Consider the following 18120-nt stretch of genomic DNA (forward strand, 5'->3'; position numbering starts at 1 on the left):
GGCTTGGATTACAGCCCGGCGTCGGCGCGCAGCGCTTCGGCCTTGTCGGTGCGTTCCCAGGTGAAGTCCGGCTCCTCACGGCCGAAGTGACCGTAGGCGGCGGTGCGGGTGTAGACCGGGCGCAGCAGGTCCAGCATCTGCACGATGCCCTTCGGGCGCAGGTCGAAATGACGCTCGATCAGCTTGACGATCTCTTCGTTCGACAGCTTCGACGTACCCCAGGTGTCGACCATGATCGACACCGGCTTCGAGACGCCGATCGCGTACGACACCTGCACCATGCACTGCTTGGCGATGCCGGCGGCGACGATGTTCTTCGCCACGTAACGGCCGGCGTAGGCGGCCGAGCGGTCGACCTTGGACGGATCCTTGCCCGAGAACGCGCCGCCGCCGTGCGGTGCTGCACCGCCGTAGGTGTCGACGATGATCTTGCGGCCGGTCAGGCCGCAATCGCCCATCGGGCCGCCGATGACGAAACGGCCGGTCGGGTTGACGAGGTATTTCGGGCTCTGCAGCCACTCGGACGGCATCACCGGCTTGATGATTTCCTCGATCACCGCTTCGGACAGCTGGGCGTGCGAGACGTCCGGGTGATGCTGGGTCGACAGCACGATGGTGTCGACGCCGATGACGGCGCCGGTGTCGGCGTCGTACTTCAGCGTCACTTGCGACTTGGCGTCCGGGCGCAGCCACGGCAGGCGGCCGTCCTTGCGCAGTTCGGACTGGCGCTGCACCAGACGGTGGGCGTAATAGATCGACGCCGGCATCAGCTGCGAGGTTTCGTCGCAGGCGTAACCGAACATCAGGCCCTGGTCGCCGGCGCCCTGGTCGAGGTCGAGGCCTGCGCCTTCGTCGACGCCCTGGGCGATGTCCGGGCTCTGCTTGTCATAGGCGACCAGCACGGCGCAGGTCTTGTAGTCGAAGCCGATGTCGCTGTGGTCGTAGCCGATCCGCTTGATCGTGTCGCGCGCGATCTGGATGTAGTCGATATTGGCGGTGGTGGTGATCTCGCCGGCAAGGACGACGAGGCCGGTATTGACCAGCGTTTCTGCGGCGACGCGCGCGTGCTTGTCCTGGGTCAGGATCGCGTCGAGGATCGAATCGGAGATCTGGTCGGCGACCTTGTCGGGATGGCCTTCGGACACCGATTCGGAAGTAAACAGGAATTCTTTCATGGGGCTCAAGGCTCCTAAGTCATGTCGGGCGCGCGGCAAAGCCGATAAAATCGCTGCCGCAGATCATCAATGGATACATCATGCTGCTGAAATTGCTTCGCCCTTTTGCCTGGCTGCCGCTGTGGTTTTTCCACGGCGTTGGCATCGTGGCGGGCTGGCTCGCCTGGGCTGCGGATTCGACGTACCGGCAACGGCTGGCGACGAATCTGCGCCAGTCCGGATTGGCGAAAAATGACGCCGATTATACCCGATTGCTGCGCTCAAGTATTGAGCAGCACGGCAAGGCCGGCGCCGAGATGCTGGTGCACTGGTTGCGCCCGGCCGAGCAGGTCGCGCAGCTCGTGGTCGAGCGCCGCGGCTGGGAGCATGTCGAGGCGGCACTGGTGAGCCCGAAGCCCATCCTGTTCGTTTCGCCGCATCTGGGCGCGATCGAGGCCTGTGGGGTGCATCTGGCGATGCGGATTCCGCGCCAGCTCGCCGCCTTGTACCGGCCGCCGAAGATCAAGGCGCTCGAACCCTTGATGCTGGCGTCGCGCGACCGCGAAAACGGCCTGGCCGCGCCGGCCAATGCCAAGGGCGTGCGGCTGCTGCTGAAAACGCTCAAGGGCGGCCAGACCGCCTACATGCTGCCCGATCAGGCCCCGGGCGCCGGCGATGGTGTGTGGGCGCCGTTCTTCGGCCAGCCGGCGTACACGATGACCTTGCTGCCGAAGCTGGCGCGCCAGTTCGATGCGACGGTGCTGATGTGTTTCGCCGAGCGCCTGTCGTGGGGGCGCGGTTACCGGCTGCACGTCGAACCGCTGCCGCCGCTGACCGGCGAGCCGGTCGCCGATGCGACGACCGTCAACGCGGCGATCGAGGCCTTGATCACCCGTGCGCCGGATCAGTACCTGTGGAGCTACAACCGCTACAAGCGACCGGCCGGTGCGCCGAGGCCGGGTGAGGAGACCCCATGAGCGAGCCGACCACCTGGCAAACGCTGTCGCTGCCGGCCAAGCTGCTGGCGATGCCGTTCTGGCTGCTGCGCTGGCTGCCGATGCCGCTGATCCGTTTCAAGGGTGCGGTGCTTGGCGAGTTGATGTTCTGGCTGATTCCTGGCCGGCGCAAGGTCGGGCTGATCAACCTGCGCTTGTGTTTTCCGGACTGGCCCGAAGCGCGGCGCCGCGCGACGCTGCGCGAGCACTACCGGGTGTTCTGCACCTGCCTGCTGAGCTACGGCAAGCTCTGGTTCGGCCCGGAAGAACGGGTCCGCGATTTGGTCCGGCGCGAAGGCTACGAGCACTATCTGGCGGTCAAGGACCAGCCGGTGATCCTGCTGGCGCCGCACTTCCTGGGGCTCGACTACGGCGGCATCCTGCACACGGCCGACCACTGGGGCGCGAGCATCTATACGTCGACACACGACAACCCGTTCGATCAGCTGTTGCGCTTCGGTCGTTCGCGCTTCGGCGCGCCGCTCTTGATCCGCCGCATCGACGGCGTCCGCCCCATCGTCAAGGCCCTGAAGCAGGGGGCGCCGCTGTACTACCTGCCGGATCAGGATCTCGGCCGCAAGGAGTCGATCTTCGTGCCGTTCTTCGGTATCCAGACCGCAACGGTCCCGGGTTTGCCGCGGCTGGCGCAACTGGGCCGCGCCGTGGTCGTGCCGATGGTGACGACGCTCGAAGGCAACCACTTCGTGACCCGCTACTACCCGGCGTGGCGCGATTTTCCGAGCGACGATGTCGAAACCGATACGCGGCGGATGAACGCCTTCATCGAGCAACGCGTGCTCGATTGCCCGGCGCAGTATTTCTGGCTGCACCGACGCTTCAAGACCCGGCCGCTTGGCGAGCCCGACCTGTACGGCCGCAAGGGCCCGCAGGACTGAGCATCTATCCCATTCGGCGGCTGCGTCCGCGCACTTTGTCCCCGTCCGATGTTCGGCGTCCTCATGAGCCACATGTCCACTCCGGCTCCTGCGCTTCGGGCGGCAACACACTGCTTTGGCTCGCTCGCCTACTGGGAGAGGTTCTAAGCGCACAACATCGAACTGCCAGTGCTTGCCGTGCTCGTTGGTCCTGTCTGCGCTTCGCCGGCCGTGCTGGATCGCTGCGCTGATTGCCGGCCGGTGTGACGGCGCCGCGACGGATCGTTGTTCCGCCGTTGGTCGGCCTGACGAACGCGCTATGCTGTCTCTCTTGTCCAGAGGAGAGACAGCATGACCAAAGCAAACAAGACCGCACTGGTGATCGGTGGCGGCGCACCGAATATGCCGCTGATGGCGGGGGCGCTGTGCGCAATGCTGCGGCAGCGGGTCGAGTTCGATGTGATCTCGACCTCGGGCGCCGGCGCACTGGTTGGTCTGCTGTATGCAGCGCCGAAAGCGACTTCGCCGATCGCGGCGCTCGCCGGCATGGTCGAGATGGGGATTGCGGATTCGCTGTACCGGGCCTTGCCGGTCAACTTCAAGGTGTTCAACAAGCCCGGTGCGCTCGCGGAGCTGTTCCGCGACGGCTTGAAGGCATCGCCCTACGCGCAGCTGGTCGAACAGATGGCCGACGTCAGCCCGGCCTTCCGGCTCTGGAGCGACTGGCAGCAGCTGCTGTGGGCGACGGCAACGCCGAGCGATCTGAGTGCCGACAGTCTGGGGCTGTGCGCGCATGTCCCCTTTGTCGAGGACGTCGTCGATTTCGAGCGGCTGCGTAGCTACGACAAGCCGGTCTATCTGAATGCCTACAACGTCGACCGGCATGAAATGGCGCAGTGGCGCGGCCAGGACATCGGCGTCCAGCACTTCCGCGCCGCGCTGTCCTTCCCCTTCCTGTACCCGCCGACCGAGATCGACGGCGAGCGTTATATCGAGGGTGCCGCGCTCGACACGCTGAATTTCAAGGCGCTGATCGGCGATGACGCCAGCGATCCGGACATCGACACCATCGTGGTCTTCGACGTGCTCGGTGCCGACCGGTTGCTGCGCGCGCCGCGCGACCTGTATGACGCTTGGGTGATGTCGATCATCACGCCGCTGACCGAAATCGCCAAGGACGACCTGAAGCTGTTCGAGCTGGTGCACAACCGCAACGCCGATGGCAGCGAAAAGCGCGCCTTGCTGCGGGTGCCGCTGCTGTCGCCGGACCTGCCGGCCGAGCGCTGGGAAAAGATGTTCGATTGGTCGTACTCGAATATGCACACGCTGTTCCGCATCGGTTTCGACGCCGGGCTGACGTTCTGCCATGACCACGCCGAACGGCTGGGAATCGCCTACGACGCGACGGTGTCGTCGCTGCCGGAAGACTGGACGCTGGCCGACGTTGAAGGTGACGGCCAGCGTGTGAAGCGGGATGGCGGGGCGAGTCAGCAGGCGCACGCTTAAACGATCCAGATAAGCCCATGCCGGTTGGCGGGCGAGCCAAAGTGGATCGGGCGACCCCGATCCGCGCAGCCGCCGAATGGTGCAGGCTTCAGCTGCCGGCGATGAAGCTGCGTATCCCCGATCCAATGAACTGGATGCCGACGCAGATCAGCACGAAGCCCATCAGCCGCGCCATCACCTCCTGGCCCGAGCGGCCGAGCCGCTCGGAAATCAGCGTCGACGAGCGCAGCGTCAGCCACATCACCAGGCTGGACACGCCGATCGCCGCCAGCGTCAGCGCGAAGCTCACCGCCTTGCCGGTCAGTGTCGGCTTTTCGATGATCTCGGTCGACAGGCCGATGACGACGGCGATCGTCCCCGGACCGGCGATCGCCGGCATCGCCAGCGGGAAAAAGGCGTAATCGCTGCGATCGCGGCGGGCCGCGCCTTTCGGCGCCATGCCGGGGTCCTGCAGGTGGTAGAGCATCCGGTAGCCGAGCAGGCCGATGACGATGCCGCCGGCGACGCGCAATGCGCCGTAGGAAATGCCGAAAGTGGCGAGGATGAGGTTACCGGCGACCAGGCACACGGTCATGATCAGAAAGGCGATCCAGCTTGCACGCACCGCCTGATGCTGGCGACGCGGCTCGCTCATGTTCTGGGTCAGCGAAATGAACATCGGGATTTTCGACAGCGGGTTGGTCATCGTGACCAGACTGATCAGGGCGCCGAAAAAAAACTGCCAGTGCAACAGCATGACGGACTCGCGAGGGCGTGGGCTGACTGCATGATAGGGCGGCCGCCGGCGGCTGGCTGCTACGGCAAATCAGCTATTGTTCTGCATCAAGTCTTAACGGAAGGTTAGCGGCGAATCAGCACGGTCAGGCCGTCGCCGAGCGGCAGGAAGCAGTGGGTGACGCGTTCGTCATCGCGCAGCGCCGCGTTGAGGTCGCGGATCACCGCGGTACCCGGCGCTTCGTCGTCGCGGGCCGTGGCGACGTCGCCGCCGAGCAGCATATTGTCGAGCAGGATCAGTCCGCCAGGGCGAACCAGTTGCAGCGCGCGTTCGTAGTAATCGGGGTAGCCCGGCTTGTCGGCGTCGATCAGCATGCAGTCGAACTGTCCGGCCAGGCCGTCGGCCAGTAGCGTATCGAGCGTGCGCAGCGCCGGTTGCAGGGTCAGCGTGATCCGTTCGGCGACACCGGCGGCCTGCCAGTGCTCGCGAGCGACACGGGTGAACGCGTCGCTGACGTCGCAGGCGGTGACCTGGCCGGCCGCGCCCATCGCCAGCGCCGCGGCCAGCGCGCTGTAGCCGGTATAGGTGCCGACTTCGAGGTAGCGGCGCGCTCCGGTCAACTGCAGCAACAGCATCAGCAACTGGCCCTGTTCGGGCGCCAGCTGCATCTTGGCGAGGCGGTGGCCGGCGGTCGCGGCACGCAGTTGCGCCAGCGGCGCCGGTTCGCGTTGCATCGCGGTCACATAGCCGGCGAGTACCGGGTCGAGCGGCAGCGTCTGCCGGGTCATGCGTCCAGTTGCGCGGCGAATGCGCGCAGCTCGTCCGAATCGCTGGTCTCGCACATCGCTTCGATCAGCGGCGCCAGTGCGGCGACATCGGTACCGAGCACCTGCTGCTTCACCTTCAAGAGCTGCGCCGGCAGCATCGAGAAACGCCGCAGGCCGAGGCCGAGCAGCATCCGCGTCAGCGCCGGATCGCCGGCCATTTCGCCACACATCGATACCGGTTTGCCGACGGCATTGGCGGTGTCGATGATCAGCGACAGCAGCTTGACCACGGCCGGGTGCAGCGGGTCGTACAGGTGCGAGACGGCATCGTCGTTACGGTCGACCGCGAGCGAGTACTGGATCAGGTCGTTGGTGCCGATCGAAATGAAATCGAGGTGCTTGAGCAGGCCGCGCACCGTCAGCGCCGCGGCCGGTACTTCGATCATGCCGCCCAGTTCGATGTCCTCGTCGAAGGCGATGCCCTCGCTGCGCAGCTGTGCCTTCACCTCTTCGAGGTGGCGGCGTGTCTGCTTGACCTCGGCAATGGTCGAGATCATCGGAATCAGCAGCTTGATCTTGCCGAACGCCGACGCGCGCAGCAGCGCGTGCAGCTGGGTGCGGAACATCGACGGCTCGGCCATGCACAGCCGGATGCCGGTGAGGCCGAGCGCCGGGTTGGGCGCATCGGTGTCTTCCTGCCAGGTGGCGATCTTGTCCTTGCCGAGGTCGACGGTGCGAATGATGACCGGCATGCCGGCCATATTCTGCGCCACCGCCTTGTAGGCTTCGAACTGCTCGTCCTCACCGGGCAGCGATTCTTCCTTGAGGAAGAGGAATTCGGAGCGGAACAGGCCGACACCGGTGGCGCCGTTGGCCAGGGCCAGCGTGGTGTCTTCGGGCAGCTCGATATTGGCGAACAGCTCGACCTGCACGCCGTCGCGGGTCACCGGCACGCTGGCGCGGATGTCCTGCAGCGCCGATTGCTTCAGCAGCCATTCCTGCTGGCGGGTCCGGTATTCGGCGAGGATCAGTTCGTCCGGGTCGACGATGACGAAGCCGTTGACGCCATCGACGATGACCATCTCGCCTTCGCGGATCAGCCCGCGCGCATGCTTGAGCGCCAGCACCGACGGCAGGTCGAGGCTGCGGGCGAGGATGGCGGTATGCGAGGTCGGGCCGCCGACGTCGGTGACGAAGGCGACGTAGTTGGTGTCCTTGAACAGCACCATGTCGGCCGGCGACAGATCGTGGGCGACCAGGATGCTGTCGCGCGCCTGCGATGCCGGCAGGTGGGCGCCCGGGTCGTGGCCGGCGAGCGCCTTGAAGATGCGTTCGGCGACCTGGATCACGTCGGTGCGCCGCTCGCGCAGGTATTCCTCTTCGATCTCGTCGAACTGCGCCAGCAGCGTGTCGAGCTGCTGTTTCAGCGCCCACTCGGCGTTGCAGCGCTGCGTCTCGATCAGCTCGCGCGGCTCCTTCGACAGCGTGTGGTCGTTCAGCAGCATCAGGTGCAGCGACAGGAAGGCGCCCAGCTCGGTCGGCGCATTCTCGGGAATGCTGCCCCAGAGCATTTCCAGCTCCTTGCGGGTGATGCGGATCGCGTCGTCGAAGCGGGTCAGTTCGGCCGGTACCTGCGCGTCGTCGAGCAGGTACTGGGCGATTTCGATGTCGGTGTGCGACATCAGATGGGCATGACCGATGGCGATGCCGCCGCCGATGCCGATGCCGTGTAGCGTGAGGCTCATGCTCGTCTCCAGCTGCGGCTTATTCGCCTTCGCCGAATTTGTCGGCGATCAGTTCGGTCAGTGCGGTCATGGCTTCGGCCTCGTCGGGGCCGTTGCCGGTTTCCAGTGTCACGGTGCTGCCCTTGGCGGCGGCGAGCATCATCACGCCCATGATGGACTTGGCGTTGACGCGGCGTGCGTTGCGGGTAATCCAGACTTCACACTGGAAACGGCTGGCAAGCTGGGTGAGCTTGCTCGATGCCCGGGCGTGCAGCCCGAGCTTGTTGACGATGAGCACGTCCTGAACCGGCATGTTTTTATGGTCTCCGTAGGGGTCAGTGCGATTCGGGCAGCATGTAGAGCACGCCTTCGAGCCCGCCGGTGATCGCCTTGCTGACAACGACTTCGAGCGGCTGGTGGCAATAGGTCAGCGCGCGGACCAGCATCGGCAGGTTGACGCCGGCCACCGCTTCGATCCGGCCCGGCGTGATCAGCCGGTTGGCCACGTTGGACGGCGTGCCGCCGTAGATGTCGGTCAGCAGCAAGACGCCCGAACCGTCGTCGAGCTGTTCGATGATCTCGCGCGCACGCAGCACGACGGTGTCCGGATCGTCGGCCTTGCTGACCGCAAGCTGGGCCAGATTGGGCAGGGGACGCCCCATGATGTGCTGCGCGCAGGCGTACAGGGCGTCGCCGAGCGTCACGTGGGTCACGATGATGATGCCGATCATGCGGAGCTGCTTCCTATCTTGGCGTCAGGCCGGACAATCCGATGTTATAACCCAAATCGACGTATTGCCGCGATAGGGCGGCGCCGATTCAGCGCAGCCGGTACAGGTGCGGCGGCTTCACCAGCCAGCTCAGCCGCGTTTGCAGCTCCGGGGTGACGTAGACGCTGCCGTCGCTGGCGACGATCAGCACCTCGTCGATGCCGAAACGCTGCGCATAGTGGCGGGCGCTGCCCAGACCGCCGATGAAAACCGGCTTGGTGGCGACGTCCGAAATCGCGCCGGCCTCGCGCGAGGCCGGTGCCAGCACCGTTGCCGCCTGCATCGTCTGTGCCGGCGCGCCGGTGCGCGGATCGATCAGATGGCTGTAGCGCTTGCCGTCCTTGATGAAGTAGCGCTGGTAGTCGCCCGAGGTGCCGATTGCCTCGCCGTCGCGCAAGGCCAGCGTTGCCATCGCCTGCGGCTGGCGCGGATGCTGCAGGCCGATCGTCCATGGCACATCGCCCTTGCAGCCGAGTGCGAGCACGTTGCCGCCGATATTCAGCAGCGCGTTGTAGACGCGGTTCTTGCGCAGATAGGCGGCTTCGCGGTCGAGCGCCCAGCCCTTGGCGAAACCGCCGAGGTCGAGCGCCACACTGGGATTGCGGCTCATCACGACGCCGCCATCGCCGAATTCGACGTCGGCGAGCGACGGTTTGCGTTCGAGCAGCAGCGCCAGCGTGACCGGGTCGGGCGTCACCGGTGCGAAGGTGTCGCGATGGAAGCCCCAGGCGGTGACGAGTCCGCCGATCGCCGGGTTGAACAGTCCGTCCGAGCGTGCCTCGTAATCCTTGGCCTGCTTGAGCAGCGCGATCAGCTCGGCGTCGGCTTCGCCCGGTTCACCGCGGCCGAAATGGGCGTTGAGCCGGGTGACTTCCGACGGCTGCCACGCGTGCAGCTTGGCGTTGAGCCGGTCGAGGTCGGCGAGGATGGCGCCGGCGTGCTTGGCGGCGCGTTCGTGCGGCAGGCCCCAGATCGAGATTTCGACCCGGGTGCCGAAGACATAGCCTTCCTGCGTGTACAGCGGATCGTCGCCACAGCCGCCGAGCAGCAGCGTTGCGGCCAGCAGGGCCAATGCGGCGAAGCGGCGCATCAGCCCCGATCGCATCAGGCCGATACCCGCCGTTCGAGCGCGTCGATGAACAGCGCGCCGACGTCGATGCCGCTCTGGTCGCTGATTTCGCGGAAGCAGGTCGGGCTGGTGACGTTGATTTCGGTCACGTGCTTGCCGATCACGTCGAGGCCGACAAGCAGCAGCCCTTGGGCGGCGAGCTTGGGGCCGAGCGCTTCGGCGATTTCACGGTCGTGGCCCGACAGCGGCCGGGCGACGCCGGTGCCGCCAACGGCCAGATTGCCGCGGGTTTCGCCGTCCTTGGGAATGCGCGCCAGACACCAGTCGACCGGCTTGCCGTCGATCAGGAGGATGCGCTTGTCGCCGTCCTTGATCGCCGGCAGATAGCGCTGCGCCATGATGGTCCGGTGGCCGTTGTCGGTCAGCGTTTCGATGATGCTGCCGACGTTCGGGTCCTCGCGGCGCAAGCGGAAGATGCCCATGCCGCCCATGCCGTCGAGCGGCTTGAGGATGATGTCGTGCTGGTCGGCCAGAAACGCCCGCAGATCGTCGTCGCGCTGGGTGACCAGCGTGTCGATGGTGAACTCGGGGTGCTTGAGGATGGCGAGCTTTTCGTTGTAGTCGCGCAGCGTCTGGCCCGGGTTGAACACGCGGGCGCCCTGCGTTTCCGCCAGGCTCAGCAGGTGGGTGTTGTACAGATACTGCTGATCGAACGGCGGATCCTTGCGCATGATCACTGCGTCGAACGCGGAGAGCCGCACGCGCGCGGCCTCGCCCGAGACGAACCAGTGCTTGTATTCCTGGCTTGCCGAGAACGCGAAAGGCTGCGCATTGATGTCGACGTGGCCGCGATTGACGCGCAGGTCATCGGCCAGCGCGGTGTGGATTTCGAAGCCGCGCCGGGCCGCCTCGCGCAGCATCACGTAGGTCGAATCCTTGTGGATCTTGAACCCGACGAGCGGATCGGCGATGACGAGCAGGCGCATGCTGGTTTCCTTTTAGACGGCGACAGCGATGGCGACTTTCGGCGCCGTGGTTTCCAGTTCGTGGGCGGCCGCGAGCAGCGCCAGGCGCGCGACGACGCCGTAGGCGTAGAAGCGGTTGGCGGTGCAGTCGGGCGAGCCGTCGCAATCGGGCGTCGTCAGCGGTTCGGCAAACGCCAGCGGCACGAAATGCGCGCCCGGCGCGTTGAGGTTCTCGTCGATGCCGCGCTCGGTGTGCACGCGGTAGAAACCGCCGATGACGAAGCGGTCGAGCATGTAGACGACCGGCTCGGCGATCGCGTCGTCGATCTGCTCGAAGGTCGGCACGCCTTCCTGAACGATGACGTCGTGGACCTGCAGGCCCTCCTTGATCACCGACATCTTGTTGCGCGCCTTGCGGTTCAGCCCGAGCAGCTCCTCGCCCGACTTCACGCTCATGATGCCCATGCCGTAGGTGCCGGCGTCGGCCTTGACGATGACGAACGGCGTCTGGTCGATGCCGTGTTCGGCGTATTTGACGCGGATCTTCGCCAGCATTTCATCGACCGCCGCCGCGAGCCGGTCTTCGCCTTCGCGGGCCTGGAAGTCAAGGCCGCCGACGCGGGTGAAGTAGGGGTTGATCACCCACGGGTCGATGCCGATCAGCTCGGCGAATTCGCCGACGACGCGGTCGTATTCGGCGAAGTGCGTCGTCTTGCGGCGCGTGTACCAGCCGGCGTGCAGCGGCGGCAGCAGCGTCTGCGCGATCCCCTGCAGGATGGCCGGCACACCGGCCGACAGGTCGTTGTTGAGCAGCACGACACAGGGGTCGAAATCGGCGAGGCCGATGCGGTCGCCCTTGCGCACCAGCGGTTCGAGCACGATGCCGCTGCCGTTGGCGAGTTCGAACACCGTCGGCTCGGTCACTTCGGGGTTGAGCGTGCCGATACGCACCTTCAGCCCGGCCTGACGCAGGATTTTCGCCAGCGCGGCGACGTTCTGCAGGTAGAACTGGTTGCGGGTATGGTTTTCCGGAATCAGCAACAGGCGCTTGGCGTCGGGGCAGAAGCTCTCGAGCGCGCTCATCGCCGCCTGCACCGCCAGCGGATGGAATTCCGGGTTCAGATTGTTGAATCCGCCCGGGAACAGATTCATGTCGACCGGGGCGAGCTTGTAGCCGGCATTGCGCAGGTCGACCGAGCCGTAGAACGGCGGCGTGTACTCCTGCCACTGGTTGCGGAACCAGTGCTCGATTTCGGTCTGCGATTCGAGGATGCGGCGCTCGAGTTCATACAGCGGGCCGCTCAGCGCGGTCGTGAGGTGGGGGACGCTCATTGCGGCGACGAGTCCTGTGCATGCATCATTCAGATGCCAGCATATGGGGACATTGATGGCGGAATCAACCACCCGCTGGTCACCACGGCCGGCGCTCGGGTGCTTGCTGCGTGAATTATGGCTGGCGGGTGGATGCGGCCTGCCTGGTGTACAGGGCGGTGACGCCTTCCATCATTTCGCTGATGCGCTCCGACGTCGTCGCCACGTTCTCCAGATAGACCTTGTCCTTGCCGGGCGGCGCCTTCAGTGCCTGTTCGTAGAAAAACCACTGGTCCTTGGCCACCGCCAGCAAGCTGGATGCGCGCGGCGTGTTGCCGGGCGCGTCGATCAATTGCTTGAACACCGCAGCAAAGCGCGTCCGCGTGACCTCGACCTCGGGGCGGGTCTGGCGGCCGAGCTGGCTGAGGAAGTAGAGCTTGGCCATCCGCTGCGACAGCGTGTTTTCCTGCACGGCCAGCGTGACGAGCTTGCTCGTTTCGCTGGGGGCATGGCTTTCCAGCGTGCGGGTCGCCCGCAGGATGGTCATCGTCAGCTCTTCGCTGGCCTGGTTGATGCGGTCCGGGTCGCGTTCGGACAACTGGGTCTTCAACGCCTCCCAGTTGTACGCGACCGCATCCAGCGCGCGTTCCAGATCCCGGTCGTCGGCGCCGATCTTCTGCAGCTGCCCTAGAAGACTGTCGAACTGGCGGACGCTCTCGCCGAGTTTGCTGGTGGCGTCGGCACTGCGTACGCCGAGACGGATCTGCAGCGAGAGTTTGGCGGTGCGCTGGGCCAGCATCCGCAGTTGTGCAGCGTTGTTGATGTCCTGGGCGCGCACCGGGGCGGCCTGCGCGGCGAAGGTGCCGGTGGCCAGGACCATTGCCAGGATCATGGCCGGATACGGGCCGGCCCGGCGGCCCGGCGATGCGGGCCGCGCTTGCGGTTGGGTTCTGATCATCGCGGTTTACCGGCCTGCGCGGATCTGGTCGAACACGGCGCCGTCGGCAAAATGCGTCGTGACGGCCTGTGGCCAGCTGCCAAACACGTCGCTGACCTTGTACAGCGTCACCTTGGGATATTGCTTGGCGTATTTGGCGGCGGCACGCGCTTCGGTGGGGCGGTAGTAATTGCGCGCGATGATGTCCTGCGCCGCCGGGGTGTAGAGGAACTTCAAATAGGCTTCCGACACCTTGCGCGTGCCGTGTTTGTCGACATTGCGGTCGACCCACGCGACCGGTGGCTCGGCGAGGATGTTGTTGCGCGGGGTGACGATCTCATAGTCGTCCGGCCCGAGTTCCTTCAAGGCCAGCAGCGCTTCGTTTTCCCAGGCCAGCAGCACGTCGCCGAGGCCACGCTCGACAAAGGTCGTCGTCGAACCGCGCGCGCCCGAATCGAGTACCGGTACATGCTTGTACAGCTCGGCGACATAGGCCTTGGCCTTCTGCTGCGAGCCGCCGGGCTGCTTCAAGGCCCAGGCCCACGCGGCCAGATAGTTCCAGCGACCGCTGGCCGAGGTCTTGGGATTGGGCGTGATCACCTGCAGGCCGGGTTTGACCAGATCGCCCCAGTCGCGGATCGCCTTGGGATTGCCCTTGCGGACGAGGAAGGCGACCGTCGAGTAGTACGGCACGCTGCTGTGGGGCAGGCGTTGCTGCCAGTGTTCCGGCAGCAGCCGGGTCTTGGCGGCAACATCATCGATATCGGGCGCCAGACCCAGTGTCAGCACATCGGCCTCGAGCCCGGCGATGACCGCCTGCGATTGCTTGCCCGAACCCCCGTGAGACTGCTTGATCGTGACGGTTTCGCCGGTGTCCTGCTTCCATTTGGCGGCGAAGGCCTTGTTGATGTCCTGATACAGATCGCGGGTCGGATCGTAGGACACGTTCAAGAGCGTGGTGTCGGCGTGGGCGGTGCCGAGCATGGCCGCGATCAGGCCGGCGGTGATCAGCGTGTGGCGGGGACGGGCTTGGAATGGCATGGCATTGATCCTGTGCATTTGAAATATCTGCGCAGGGTATGCCTAAATGACATATTCCAAAAAATACTTAAATATTTATTACATATATTCGATTGAAATTTTTACATTCAAGTCAGGGCGAGTGTCGACCATCCGCAGTGGCCCGCGCGCGCAGCGGACGGGCGGCCTTGAAGCGGCTGGCGCGATGGCGGGCCCGGTGCCCGACCGGTCCCCGGTGTTTACAGCCAGCCCTTGCGCTTGAAGAACCAGTACGGCGCAATGCCCGAGAGAATCATCAGCCCGATCGCGAACGGGTAGCCGAGCGTCCAGCCCAGTTCGGGCATGACCTGGAAGTTCATCCCGTAGGTCGATGCGATCACCGTCGGCGGCAGGAACACCACCGCGGCGATCGAGAAGATCTTGATGATCTTGCTCTGCGCCAGATTGATCAGCCCCATCACCGCGTCCATCAGGAAGTTGATCTTGTCGAACAGGAAGGCGGTGTGGTTGTTCAGCGATTCGAGGTCGCGGAGGATTTCGCGCAGGTCGGTTTCCTGCTCGTGGTTGAGCGAGCGGCTTCGGAGCAGGAAGGACAGCGAGCGACGCGTATCCATCAGGTCCAGCCGCACCTTGCCGTTGATGTCTTCCTGCTGGGCGATGTCGGACACCGTTTCGGCCATGCCCTCGTCGTTCAGCGCGTCGCTGCCCTTGAGCACGCGGGCGCTGACGCTCTCGAGCCGGGTGTAGACGCCTTCGAGCACGTCGGCGTCGTATTCGACCGCGACGGCATAGATGCCGAGCAGCACGTCCTCGGCGTTCTCGACGAAACCGGGCTGGACGCGCGCGCGCAGCCGGAACAGCCGGAACACGGCGAGTTCTTCCTGGCGCATCGTCAGCAAGCGGCCGCGGTTGAGCAGGAAGGACACGGTGACGTTGGCGGCGCCTTCGCTGTCCTGGTGCAGGAAGTAGGAATTGAGGTGCAGGCCGGCGTGGTCGACATAGCAGCGCGCCGATTCCTCGATGTCCTCGAGGTCTTCGTCCTCGGGCAGCTCGTAGCGGAACACCGATTCGACCAGGTCGCGCTCGGCATCCGACGGATCGACGAGGTCGACCCAGAACACTTCGGGGCGGGCGAGGTCGGCTGCCGATTCGATCGGAACCTGGATCAGGCGGCCTTGCGACAGGATAAAAGCGGACAGCACGGCAACCCCCCAGGTTGATCGACAAGCCGCGCGATTATAAGCGCAAGCACAAGGCGCGTCGTGGTGATCTGCTACACTCGGCGCGCGGATTTTTGGATGGCTGTCTCATGAGTAACGTTAGCCGAAAGACGAGGGAAAATTTTCAGGAGACGCTGCAGCAGATCGAGCGCCTGCTGCAACGCCACCGGCTGATCGAGGGCATGGTGCACAAGCAGGCGATGGCCAAGCACGACCTCGTCGAGCAACTGGTGCACAAGCAGAACCTCGCCGAACTGTCGCTGAAGCTCGACCGGCTGCATCCGGCCGATATCGCCAAAATCCTCGAAGCGCTGCCGCGGCCCGACCGGCTCACCGTGTGGGAGCTGGTACGCGCCGAGCGCGACGGCGAAATCCTGCTCGAAGTCTCCGACGCGGTGCGCGAATCGCTGCTCGAAGGCATGGACAGCAACGAGATCGTTGCCGCCGCCGGCACGCTCGACGCCGACGATCTGGCCGACCTCGCCCCCGACCTGCCCGAACATGTGCTGTCCGAAGTCATGGGCGCGCTCGAACCGGCCGAACGCGCGCAGGTGCAGAGCGCGCTGTCCTATCGCGACGACGAAGTCGGCTCGGTGATGGACTTCGACATGGTGACGATCCGCGCCGACGTCAGCCTGGCGACGGTGCTGCGCTATCTGCGCCGCTTTGCCGCGCTGCCCGAGAACACCGACAAACTCTTCGTCGTCGACCGCGAGCGGACGCTGGTCGGCGTGCTGTCGCTCGAGCGGTTGCTGCTGAATCCGCCGCGCCAGCAGGTCGGCGCGGTGATGGCGCGCGACGTCGTCACCTTCAGCCCGGACAACCGCGTCGACGATGCCGTCAACGCCTTCGACCGCTATGACCTCGTGTCGGCTCCGGTGGTCGACGCCAACCGCCGGGTGATCGCGCGACTGACCGTCGACGACATGCTCGACGTCGTGCGCGAGGATTCCGAGTCGCTGTCGCTGGCCGGCCTCAAGGACGAGGACCTGTTTTCGAGCATCTGGAAATCGACGCAGAACCGCTGGCCGTGGCTGGCGGTGAACATCTGCACCGCCTTCCTCGCCAGCCGGGTGATCGGCGCGTTCGAGGCGACGATTGCGCATCTGGTCGCCTTGGCGACGCTGATGCCCATCGTCTCGGGCATCGGCGGCAATACCGGCACGCAGACGATCACGCTGATCATCCGCGGTCTGGCGCTCGGCCACATCACGCCGGGCAATTCGGCGCGGCTGATCGTCAAAGAGCTCGGCATCGCGCTGCTCAACGGCATGGTCTGGGGCAGCGTGCTCGGCCTGATCGCGTTTGCGCTCTACGGCCAGTGGATGCTGGGGGCGGTGATGATGGCGGCGATGGTGCTCAATCTGCAGGTCGCCGCACTGGTCGGTATCCTGGTGCCGATCACGATGCAGAAACTCGGCCGCGATCCGGCCTATGGCTCGAGCGTGCTGCTGACGGCGATGACCGACAGCATGGGTTTCTTCATCTTCCTCGGCCTGGCGACGGTTTTCCTCACCTGATGGCCTGAGGTGACCGCGCCGGTCGCCGCCGCTACACTCGGCGCCATGAGTTCATACCAAGTATTGATGCGCGACGCAGCGCTGGACCGGGTCGATGCCAATGTGCTGATGCGCCACGTGACCGGTACCAACCGCGCGTGGCTGATCGCCCACGGTGACGACGAGGCGACGCCGGCGCATGAGGAGGCTTTTGCCGCGCTGGCGGCCCGCCGTCGCAATGGCGAGCCGGTGGCGTATCTGGTCGGCACCCGCGAGTTCTTCGGCCGTGATTTCGCCGTCGATCCGGCAGTGCTGATTCCACGACCCGAAACCGAGCTGCTGGTCGAGCTGGCGCTGGCACGCGCCGGGCAGGGCGAGCGTGTCGTCGATCTCGGCACCGGCTCGGGCTGCATTCCGGTGACGATCAAGCTCGAACGCCCGGACCTCGTCGTCAGCGCCGTCGACATCAGCACCGATGCGCTGGCGGTGGCGCGCGGCAATGCCGCACAGCTCGGTGCCGACGTCGTCTTCCACCAATCGGACTGGTATACGGCGCTGACGGGCCAGACCTTCGACGTCATCGTCTCTAATCCGCCATACATCGTCGCCGGTGATGCACACCTCGTTCAGGGCGATCTGCGCTTCGAGCCGCAGGGCGCGCTGACCGACTTCGCCGACGGCCTCAAGCATGTCCGGATCATCGTTGCCGGTGCGCGCGAGCATCTTGCGCCGCACGGCTACCTGCTGTTCGAGCACGGCTTCGATCAGGGGCCGGCCAGTCGCGCGCTGCTGGCCGATGCCGGCTTTGTCGAGGTGAAAACGTGGACCGATCTGGCCGGGCTGGATCGTGTCAGCGGTGGTCGCCTTGCCTGAGCGGCACACCAGCCCGTAAAATAACCGAGTAAATCAATCGACTTTTACGAGATTGCCATGAGCGTACAAGACACCATCCGCCAGACCGTCACAACCAACCCGGTCGTGCTCTACATGAAGGGCACGCCGCAATTCCCGATGTGCGGTTTTTCTGCCGGCGCCGTGCAGATCCTCAAGAACTGCGGCGTGCCGTTCGCGGCCGTCAACGTGCTCGAAGACCCGGAAGTGCGCCAGGGCATCAAGGAATTCGCCAACTGGCCGACGATTCCGCAGCTCTACGTCAAGGGCGAGTTCGTTGGCGGTTCGGACATCATGAAAGAGCTGTTCGCCTCGGGCGAGCTGCAGAAGCTGCTGGAAGGCATCGAAGGCTGAGCCGTCGTCTGCCAACAAAAACCCGCCTGATGGCGGGTTTTTTCATGGTTGCCGCTCCGGGCTCAGCCCTTGTCGAGCGCCCACGGCTTGCCGGCTTCCTGCTTGTACGCCGTGCCGCGATTGCTTGCGATCCAGTCGGCGGCCGAGGCCAGCTGGACATCGCTGAGTGCGTTGGTCGCGTCCTGCAGCCCCGGTTGGCGGTCCAGTTGCTGACGCACCGCGCTCAGAAGGCCGATGGCGAGCAGGGTGATGACGGCGATGCCCAGCAGCGGGGCAAGCAGCGTAAGGAGGTGGCGGGCAGGCGTGTTCATGCGCGAGATCATCGCGTGGCGCGCAGCGGAAATCCCG

Annotated in this window: 19 protein-coding genes; 6 read left to right on the forward strand and 13 right to left on the reverse strand. The window is 65.3% G+C overall.

Features of this window, described 5'->3' with window-relative positions:
• Positions 1–8: 8 nt before the first annotated feature.
• Positions 9–1175 (reverse strand): methionine adenosyltransferase, encoded by a 1167-nt coding sequence (gene metK / locus R0382_RS07205; RefSeq protein WP_432723553.1) that lies wholly within the window; start codon positions 1173–1175, stop codon positions 9–11.
• Positions 1176–1255: 80 nt separating this feature from the next.
• On the opposite strand from metK, the gene R0382_RS07210 reads away from it, so the two are divergent.
• The 3 genes from R0382_RS07210 (at position 1256) to R0382_RS07220 (ending at position 4530) form a co-directional block, all read left to right on the forward strand.
• Positions 1256–2131: a lysophospholipid acyltransferase family protein gene (locus R0382_RS07210; RefSeq protein WP_432723554.1), complete on the forward strand. Its 876-nt coding sequence runs from the start codon at positions 1256–1258 to the stop codon at positions 2129–2131.
• The gene (locus tag R0382_RS07215; protein WP_432723555.1) at positions 2128–3045 is read left to right on the forward strand and encodes a lipid A biosynthesis lauroyl acyltransferase; all 918 of its coding nucleotides are present in this window, start codon (positions 2128–2130) and stop codon (positions 3043–3045) included. Before R0382_RS07210 ends, R0382_RS07215 begins: the two co-directional genes overlap by 4 nt.
• A 330-nt stretch (positions 3046–3375) precedes the next feature.
• The gene (locus R0382_RS07220) at positions 3376–4530 is read left to right on the forward strand and encodes a patatin-like phospholipase family protein (RefSeq protein WP_432723556.1); all 1155 of its coding nucleotides are present in this window, start codon (positions 3376–3378) and stop codon (positions 4528–4530) included.
• An 88-nt stretch (positions 4531–4618) separates the two neighbouring features.
• On the opposite strand, the gene R0382_RS07225 is transcribed toward R0382_RS07220, so the two are convergent.
• From R0382_RS07225 to corA, 11 genes are all read right to left on the reverse strand, one after another.
• Positions 4619–5266 carry a MarC family NAAT transporter gene (locus tag R0382_RS07225; RefSeq protein ID WP_432723557.1) on the reverse strand — a complete coding sequence of 216 codons (648 nt, stop codon included), beginning with the start codon at positions 5264–5266 and terminating at the stop codon, positions 4619–4621.
• 104 nt (positions 5267–5370) lie between these two features.
• A complete protein-coding gene (locus R0382_RS07230; RefSeq protein ID WP_432723558.1) occupies positions 5371–6033 on the reverse strand; it encodes a class I SAM-dependent methyltransferase in 663 nt (220 codons plus the stop codon).
• Entirely contained in the window at positions 6030–7757 is a 1728-nt protein-coding gene (gene ptsP / locus R0382_RS07235) for a phosphoenolpyruvate--protein phosphotransferase (protein WP_432723559.1), read from the reverse strand. Before ptsP ends, R0382_RS07230 begins: the two co-directional genes overlap by 4 nt.
• A 19-nt stretch (positions 7758–7776) precedes the next feature.
• Positions 7777–8049 carry an HPr family phosphocarrier protein gene (locus tag R0382_RS07240; RefSeq protein ID WP_432723560.1) on the reverse strand — a complete coding sequence of 91 codons (273 nt, stop codon included), beginning with the start codon at positions 8047–8049 and terminating at the stop codon, positions 7777–7779.
• A 22-nt stretch (positions 8050–8071) separates the two neighbouring features.
• Entirely contained in the window at positions 8072–8467 is a 396-nt protein-coding gene (locus R0382_RS07245) for a PTS sugar transporter subunit IIA (protein ID WP_189461873.1), read from the reverse strand.
• 88 nt (positions 8468–8555) lie between these two features.
• Positions 8556–9596, reverse strand: coding sequence for an FAD:protein FMN transferase (locus tag R0382_RS07250; RefSeq protein ID WP_432723561.1), 1041 nt, complete (start codon positions 9594–9596; stop codon positions 8556–8558).
• 14 nt (positions 9597–9610) lie between these two features.
• On the reverse strand, positions 9611–10561 hold the full coding sequence (gshB, locus tag R0382_RS07255) for a glutathione synthase (protein WP_432723562.1): 951 nt from the start codon (positions 10559–10561) through the stop codon (positions 9611–9613).
• 12 nt (positions 10562–10573) lie between these two features.
• A complete protein-coding gene (gene gshA / locus R0382_RS07260; protein WP_432723563.1) occupies positions 10574–11872 on the reverse strand; it encodes a glutamate--cysteine ligase in 1299 nt (432 codons plus the stop codon).
• Between the two features lie 115 nt (positions 11873–11987).
• Positions 11988–12809 carry a type IV pili methyl-accepting chemotaxis transducer N-terminal domain-containing protein gene (locus R0382_RS07265; RefSeq protein WP_432723564.1) on the reverse strand — a complete coding sequence of 274 codons (822 nt, stop codon included), beginning with the start codon at positions 12807–12809 and terminating at the stop codon, positions 11988–11990.
• 6 nt (positions 12810–12815) lie between these two features.
• A complete protein-coding gene (locus R0382_RS07270) occupies positions 12816–13829 on the reverse strand; it encodes a sulfate ABC transporter substrate-binding protein (protein ID WP_432723565.1) in 1014 nt (337 codons plus the stop codon).
• Positions 13830–14047: 218 nt separating this feature from the next.
• Positions 14048–15010: a magnesium/cobalt transporter CorA gene (gene corA / locus R0382_RS07275; RefSeq protein ID WP_432723566.1), complete on the reverse strand. Its 963-nt coding sequence runs from the start codon at positions 15008–15010 to the stop codon at positions 14048–14050.
• Between the two features lie 107 nt (positions 15011–15117).
• Here corA and mgtE point away from each other — a divergent pair, with 107 nt between their 5' ends.
• Genes mgtE through grxD form a run of 3 tightly spaced genes read left to right on the forward strand, consistent with a single transcriptional unit; the run spans position 15118 to position 17772 of the window.
• Positions 15118–16548, forward strand: a complete 1431-nt coding sequence (gene mgtE / locus R0382_RS07280; protein ID WP_432723567.1) for a magnesium transporter — start codon at positions 15118–15120, stop codon at positions 16546–16548.
• 45 nt (positions 16549–16593) lie between these two features.
• Entirely contained in the window at positions 16594–17400 is an 807-nt protein-coding gene (prmC, locus tag R0382_RS07285) for a peptide chain release factor N(5)-glutamine methyltransferase (RefSeq protein ID WP_432723568.1), read from the forward strand.
• Between the two features lie 57 nt (positions 17401–17457).
• Positions 17458–17772, forward strand: a complete 315-nt coding sequence (gene grxD, locus R0382_RS07290) for a Grx4 family monothiol glutaredoxin (protein WP_432723569.1) — start codon at positions 17458–17460, stop codon at positions 17770–17772.
• A 62-nt stretch (positions 17773–17834) separates the two neighbouring features.
• Here the strand turns inward: grxD and R0382_RS07295 are convergent, their stop codons facing one another.
• Positions 17835–18083 (reverse strand): hypothetical protein, encoded by a 249-nt coding sequence (locus R0382_RS07295; RefSeq protein ID WP_432723570.1) that lies wholly within the window; start codon positions 18081–18083, stop codon positions 17835–17837.
• Positions 18084–18120: the final 37 nt, after the last annotated feature.

Source organism: Jeongeupia wiesaeckerbachi (assembly GCF_050916355.1).
GTDB classification, from domain to species: domain Bacteria; phylum Pseudomonadota; class Gammaproteobacteria; order Burkholderiales; family Chitinibacteraceae; genus Jeongeupia; species Jeongeupia wiesaeckerbachi.

What these genes read in the sequence shown, in the direction of transcription:
- metK (WP_432723553.1), bottom strand. Translation starts at nt 1,175, where the DNA reads ATGAAAGAATTCCTGTTTACTTCCGAATCGGTGTCCGAAGGCCATCCC.
- R0382_RS07210 (WP_432723554.1), top strand. Translation starts at nt 1,256, where the DNA reads ATGCTGCTGAAATTGCTTCGCCCTTTTGCCTGGCTGCCGCTGTGGTTT.
- R0382_RS07215 (WP_432723555.1), top strand. Translation starts at nt 2,128, where the DNA reads ATGAGCGAGCCGACCACCTGGCAAACGCTGTCGCTGCCGGCCAAGCTG.
- R0382_RS07220 (WP_432723556.1), top strand. Translation starts at nt 3,376, where the DNA reads ATGACCAAAGCAAACAAGACCGCACTGGTGATCGGTGGCGGCGCACCG.
- R0382_RS07225 (WP_432723557.1), bottom strand. Translation starts at nt 5,266, where the DNA reads ATGCTGTTGCACTGGCAGTTTTTTTTCGGCGCCCTGATCAGTCTGGTC.
- R0382_RS07230 (WP_432723558.1), bottom strand. Translation starts at nt 6,033, where the DNA reads ATGACCCGGCAGACGCTGCCGCTCGACCCGGTACTCGCCGGCTATGTG.
- ptsP (WP_432723559.1), bottom strand. Translation starts at nt 7,757, where the DNA reads ATGAGCCTCACGCTACACGGCATCGGCATCGGCGGCGGCATCGCCATC.
- R0382_RS07240 (WP_432723560.1), bottom strand. Translation starts at nt 8,049, where the DNA reads ATGCCGGTTCAGGACGTGCTCATCGTCAACAAGCTCGGGCTGCACGCC.
- R0382_RS07245 (WP_189461873.1), bottom strand. Translation starts at nt 8,467, where the DNA reads ATGATCGGCATCATCATCGTGACCCACGTGACGCTCGGCGACGCCCTG.
- R0382_RS07250 (WP_432723561.1), bottom strand. Translation starts at nt 9,596, where the DNA reads ATGCGCCGCTTCGCCGCATTGGCCCTGCTGGCCGCAACGCTGCTGCTC.
- gshB (WP_432723562.1), bottom strand. Translation starts at nt 10,561, where the DNA reads ATGCGCCTGCTCGTCATCGCCGATCCGCTCGTCGGGTTCAAGATCCAC.
- gshA (WP_432723563.1), bottom strand. Translation starts at nt 11,872, where the DNA reads ATGAGCGTCCCCCACCTCACGACCGCGCTGAGCGGCCCGCTGTATGAA.
- R0382_RS07265 (WP_432723564.1), bottom strand. Translation starts at nt 12,809, where the DNA reads ATGATCAGAACCCAACCGCAAGCGCGGCCCGCATCGCCGGGCCGCCGG.
- R0382_RS07270 (WP_432723565.1), bottom strand. Translation starts at nt 13,829, where the DNA reads ATGCCATTCCAAGCCCGTCCCCGCCACACGCTGATCACCGCCGGCCTG.
- mgtE (WP_432723567.1), top strand. Translation starts at nt 15,118, where the DNA reads ATGAGTAACGTTAGCCGAAAGACGAGGGAAAATTTTCAGGAGACGCTG.
- prmC (WP_432723568.1), top strand. Translation starts at nt 16,594, where the DNA reads ATGAGTTCATACCAAGTATTGATGCGCGACGCAGCGCTGGACCGGGTC.
- grxD (WP_432723569.1), top strand. Translation starts at nt 17,458, where the DNA reads ATGAGCGTACAAGACACCATCCGCCAGACCGTCACAACCAACCCGGTC.
- R0382_RS07295 (WP_432723570.1), bottom strand. Translation starts at nt 18,083, where the DNA reads ATGAACACGCCTGCCCGCCACCTCCTTACGCTGCTTGCCCCGCTGCTG.